This window comes from Methylocaldum sp. (genome assembly GCF_039794385.1).
GTDB lineage: Bacteria > Pseudomonadota > Gammaproteobacteria > Methylococcales > Methylococcaceae > Methylocaldum.
The window spans coordinates 1-5,494 of sequence record NZ_JBDIVO010000302.1 but is presented as its reverse complement, the minus strand read 5'-3'; the positions used below and the strand labels follow the sequence as shown (position 1 = coordinate 5,494).

The 5,494-nt window shown below is 60.4% G+C and carries 4 protein-coding genes; 3 read left to right on the top strand and 1 reads right to left on the bottom strand.

Annotation, left to right across the window (positions count from 1 at the left end; all coding sequences use genetic code 11):
- The first annotated feature begins 94 nt into the window (after window positions 1–94).
- Window positions 95–1,819 carry a phospholipase D-like domain-containing protein gene (locus ABJK70_RS19195; protein WP_347258799.1) on the top strand — a complete coding sequence of 575 codons (1,725 nt, stop codon included), beginning with the start codon at window positions 95–97 and terminating at the stop codon, window positions 1,817–1,819.
- Window positions 1,820–1,849: 30 nt separating this feature from the next.
- Window positions 1,850–2,899 carry a DUF2278 family protein gene (locus ABJK70_RS19190; RefSeq protein WP_077730061.1) on the top strand — a complete coding sequence of 350 codons (1,050 nt, stop codon included), beginning with the start codon at window positions 1,850–1,852 and terminating at the stop codon, window positions 2,897–2,899.
- A 463-nt stretch (window positions 2,900–3,362) separates the two neighbouring features.
- Here ABJK70_RS19190 and pssA read toward each other — a convergent pair whose 3' ends face one another.
- Window positions 3,363–3,875 carry a CDP-diacylglycerol--serine O-phosphatidyltransferase gene (pssA, locus tag ABJK70_RS19185; protein WP_077730081.1) on the bottom strand — a complete coding sequence of 171 codons (513 nt, stop codon included), beginning with the start codon at window positions 3,873–3,875 and terminating at the stop codon, window positions 3,363–3,365.
- A 329-nt stretch (window positions 3,876–4,204) separates the two neighbouring features.
- On the opposite strand from pssA, the gene ABJK70_RS19180 reads away from it, so the two are divergent.
- Window positions 4,205–5,404: a PAS domain-containing sensor histidine kinase gene (locus ABJK70_RS19180; protein WP_347258800.1), complete on the top strand. Its 1,200-nt coding sequence runs from the start codon at window positions 4,205–4,207 to the stop codon at window positions 5,402–5,404.
- Window positions 5,405–5,494 lie beyond the last annotated feature (90 nt).

Genomic DNA, 5,494 nt, shown 5'->3' with positions numbered 1-5,494 from the left:
AGCCTTGAGATAACGGTATCGGCCGCTTGACGGCCGGGCACATAATAGGGGGCATATGGAAAAGGTCGCCATCCGTGCATATCCGGCACCGGGAATGATCTTGCTCGCCTTCGATTGGGACGAGGGGAGCCGGCGTAAGGATTTCCTGGGTTTCGCCGCCAGGCGCACACCCGGATTTCGCGATCCCGCGACGCGCCGGTACGCCCCTTCCAGCTGGCTTCTGAACCGCATCGACTTCAACGGTCCGGCCGACCCGGAACAGCCCGATTTTCCCAGCAACGAAGCGCCGATCCAGAAGTTTCTCTGGTGGGACGCACGAATCGGCGATGAAGACCGGGCGGCCGCGAGCGCCGGACGCAATCCGGTTTTTCGATACGAGGTTTTCCCGGTGATCGGCACGCCGGGGAATCTCCAGCCGCTTGCGGAAGCAACGGGAACGCTCGATGTCACGCTGCCGGCAGAAGTCGAACACGACATCGGCACCTGGTTCAACCGTGCGGTGCTGAGCTCCCAGGGTTTCATGCGGAAGCTGCGCGGCATGGGGCTGGAGCTCGACGACAAACCCAGCGCGGAGCAGGCGCGCGAATTGCGCCGATGGCTGGCCAACGGTCTGGACGGCGTGGTCCCGGCATTTCTCAGGCAGGCGAGGGAGGCGGTCGGGGCGATCTATCATCTGACCGACGAACTGTTCATCGTTCCGGCGCTGGACACCTTCAGCCGGAATCATCCCCTGGCGCTGGTTTACGACGCAAAGAAAACGGAATCGGCGGACGGTGACAGGGTTTCGCCCAATCAGCCGGCGGTGGACTTGCTGAAGGACCGGGTGGCGTTTTTCCCCCGCGACAAGGCCGCCATCATGCACAACAAATACCTGGTGTCGGGCCGCGGGTTCGCCGGTCGCCGCCCGTCGGCGGGGCGGGTCGTGTGCGGTTCCGCCAACTACACCACGGGGGCTTTGTCGACCCAGGCGAATTTGATGCACACCTTCGATTCGTCCGCCCTGGCCGGGCTATATTTCGACCGCTTCAAGCGGCTCAAAGACAATCCGCCTTTGTCATCCCTGGCGCGGAATGCCCGCTGGTCGAGTCCGATTACGGTGGGCGATGCCGGGGTGCGGGTTTTCTTTTCGCCGGAAGCGAGTTCCCAGCGCGAATCCATCGACACCATCGTCGAAGCCATCCATCGGGCCAGGAGTTCGGTGCTTTTCTGCCTGTTCACGCCGACCGACGCCGAGCTTCGCGACGCCTGTTTCATGGCGGGGGACAACGGCAAGATGATGTTCGGACTGGTCAACCGGATCGCCAGGCCGAAAACGGACGAGGCCGTCCGCGCGGACCAGATCGCCGCGCTCGAACTCTACCACCGCTCCCGCCAGGGTCGCGACGTGATCGGCGCGGAGCGTTTCCGCCGGTCGGATACCCCGGAGGGCTTCGATACCGAACTCATGCTGTTTCCGGGGGAAGCGCCGCCGCCGTTCCCGCCGGTCATCATCCATCACAAGTTCATCGTGATCGACGGCGAAACGCCTCAGCCGGTGATCTACTCCGGTTCCGCCAACATGAGCAACAACTCGCTGCACCGGAACGACGAAAACCTGCTGGAAATCCTGGGCTCCCGCCGCATCGCGGCGATCTATCTCGCGGAGTTCTTCCGCCTGTACGAACACTACCGGGCCCGCGCCGCGTATTACCGCGACCGGGAAATCCCATCCTCCGGCCGCCGCAAGTTCAAGCTGCGGCCCGATGCCGGATGGGCCCGCAAGCATTACTCGCCGGGTACGCCGGAATACAAATCGCGCCGCGCGATGGCGCAGGAATGACCTCGATCTCTTAACACGGAGAAAGCCACCATGCCCCTGAAAAATTATGGCGTTTTGAGAGCGACGCCGGTCGATCGGCATCTCGGGACCGGCGACAACCCCCATTATCAGATTCTGGCGGTGGACGATCAGGATCGGTACCGCCTGGCGGTGAACGTCAAGTCCAAGCTGTGGCCGTCGGAATTGTCCTACCTGATCGTGCCGCACTTCCGGCATCCCATAACCGAGTCGCTGGAACAACTGGAGCCGGGCTGGCACAAGCTGCCCTCGAAGCCCGGCGGAGTCGCGCTGGATTACATCCGCGGCAATCTGTTCGGCTCGTTCGCCGAAATGACGCCTCTCCCGTTTTCCGTGCCCGGCCCGGACAACGACCTCAACGAGAAGATCGACCGCTACGTGCAGCGCGCCATGGCCAGCGAGAACGCCTGGGTGTATGCGTTCGGCGAGCCCTGGGGGCCGGAGAACAAGCGCGACAAGATCTTCGGTTTCGCGCCCGGCCGCGGCGTTCACGACATCCACATGAATCAGGGCAATGCCGACGATTTCGTCAAGGACGACGGCGTCTGGCAGGACGGCGGGCTGCTGTTCTGGTACGCGGACCAGCAGGAATGGGTGGCCCTCTTCCTGAAATTTCAGTCGCAGGCGATTCATACCGATGATCGTACCGGGCATATGTTGCCCGAAGAGCCGGGCGGTCCTCCCGCCGAACACGGCCTTCCGCCCCGGCCGACGCCGGTATGGCCTCCCACCCATGCGGTACCGGACGGCCTGGTGCGTATCGTGGCGGCAAAGGTCAATACGATCGAATCGCCGGAAGACGAAACCGTGATCCTGCTCAATACCTCGCCACGGCCTATCGATCTCGACGGCTGGGCACTGCTGGACCGCGCCAAGCACCGAAAGCCGCTGACGGGCACCCTGAATCCGGGCGAACCGATGATCATCCACGTTCGGCCCGACATCGAATTGTCCAACCAGGGCGGAATCATCTCGCTTCTCAATGCCGAAGGGCTGAAGGTGCACGGCGTGAGCTACACGCGCGATCAGGCACGCGAGCCGGGGTGGACGCTCGTGTTTTAGAGCGTTTTCCATCCCGGTGTACGGATTCGTTCCAGGAGGGGAGAACGTAGGTCGGCAATCCCTTGCCGACGTATCGGCTCGGCGAAGGGTTTTGTCGGAAGGGCAGCTCTGGCGCTCCCAGAGATGCCGTTTGCGATTGGAAGGGTCGCGACTAAAGCGACCGTTTGCGATTGGAAGGGGCCGATTAAAGGCCCGTTTGCGATTGGGAAGGGATTCCCGACCTACATATCCGAATCCCTTACACCGATTCGGAAAACGCTCTAAAGCGTTTTCATCTCGCTCGTATGGCAAAACAGGCTTGGCGGACGTCGTTGGCGCCTTCAGTTCGGGTGAATGGATTCAAGCATTCGTAGGCCGGCAATCCTTTGCCGGCGACCCCGTTGCCTGCCAAGCTTGCATGTCTCGATGTGCCTAGTCTTGATCGGGGGAGCCGGTGCTCCCGTTACAGCGGAGACAAATGGACTCAGAAAAGCCGCCGCACTCTAAGGCTGGAAACCATCAGGAAACTTTGCACCAGGAATATCATCGGCCAGGCATTGACACTTTCCGGTACGAACGCGGCGACCAGGAACAGGGTCGGGAACAGGACACCGTTGACCGTGATCGGAACCCCTTCAAAGGCATTGCCCTGCGAAATGTTGTAGCGCGCCAAACGCAGCATTCCGCAGGTGACGAACATGATCAGGATCAGTGTCTTGATCCAGTGATGGGTGTCGATCGAGAAATAGAGAAACGCCGGAGCCACGCCGAATGACACCAGGTCGGCAAGCGAATCCAGTTGTTTGCCGAACAGGTTCTGTTGGTGAAGTAGGGCCGCGATCTTGCCATCCAGGCTGTCGAAGAGCACGGCCAGCACCAGGAAACCGGAGGCCCAGTCCGGATGGCCTTCGGTGGCCAAGAAAATCGACATCAGCCCGGAGGCCAGATTGCTGATGGTAAACAGATCGGCAACTTTTATTAGTTCCAGCATTTTCATGGGATAGATTCCTTCTCGTGATGGTCGCGCTTGCTCGATGTCTCCCGGCCGTTGGTCCTCGGAATAAGACGACAATTACTTTTGCGAATCGAAGTTCGTCGTAGCGGCGTAGACGATGTCCTTCGATCTCGTCGCTCACATCTCTTTTCCGGCGAGCTCATCGGATCATGCCCAGACGTTATGACGCAGCCATGACAGCGCAAGTTTTCCAGACCTTTCGCCACGCGCCATCCGATCGGCCGAAACAAAAGGGCGCTATCAATGTCGTATCAGCCGAAAGGATTCGCCAGTGGCACACGCCTACTACGGAACTGGAGTCAAGATCAGTGATGCCTTGTCAAATGAACGGCTTCTCCGGCAACCGCTATGCGGACTTCTATGAGTTCGCGCCCGTGGGTTACGTAGGTTTGGATGCGTGCGGCATCATTCGTGCCCTGAACGCGACCGGCGCGCGCCTGCTCGGTGGTCAACGGGATCATTTCCTCGGTTCTCTCTTTCTTTACCTCATCGCCGAACAAGACCGCCATCAGTTCCTGCAACATCTCCGGGACTGCCGGATATGCGGCACCGGCCTGACCGAGCTCACCTTGCTAACCGTCGAGGGACGAGGATTGCCGGTCGTGCTGGACAGTCGAATGGGCGCGCCAGACGATTCCGGGACGGATGTTCATTACTGGGTCTCGATAATCGATGTCAGCGAGCGGAAGAAGGCCGAAGCGGCCGTACGAAAGGCGCAAATCGAACTGGCTGAGCGGGCTCTCCAGCTCGAGGCCGCCAATCGCGCCCTGCACGAATCCGAGCGTCGCAAGGACGAGTTTCTTGCCATGCTGGGGCACGAACTCCGGAATCCCCTGGCGCCCATACGCAACGCCATGGCGATCATGCGGAAACTCGATGCGCCGGACTCCCAGCTTCGATGGGTACGGGACGTGGTCGACCGGCAGGTCACTCAGTTGGCGAGGCTCGTGGACGATCTTTTGGATGTCTCGCGGATCGTTCAAGGCAAGCTGACTCTGCGCAGAGTGCCTATGGATTTGACGGTGGTGATCGATCAGGCGGTTGAGACCTGTAAGCCGCTCATGGACCAGCGCCACCACCGTTTTACGGTTTCGTTGCCTGCTGATCCGATTCGGCTCGAGATTGACGCTGCGCGCCTGGTACAAGCAATCTCGAACCTCTTATCGAATGCCGCCAAGTACACCCCGGAAGGCGGCTTCATTTGGCTTACCGCATTCGTTGAAGATAGGAATGCGGTTATTTGCGTTCGCGATACCGGAGAGGGAATTCCCAGCGCGTTATTGCCCCGCCTGTTCGACGCCTTCACTCAAGCCGACCGCACTCTGGACCGCTCTCAGGGAGGATTGGGGTTGGGGCTGACCATCGTGCAAAAAATCGTCGAATTGCATGGCGGACAGGTCGAGGCCCGCAGCGAAGGGCAGGGAAAGGGCAGTGAATTCGTGGTGCGGTTGCCGCTCGATTCGCCTACGTCCTTGCCGCAAGAGGCAAGCACCGATTCCGTGGCGGATTGATGCTTTTAAGGAAGCTCTGAACAAGTGGAATCCGTTCATGCCCTTCGACGATGCTCAGGACAGGCCCTTCGACAGGCTCAGGACAGGCCC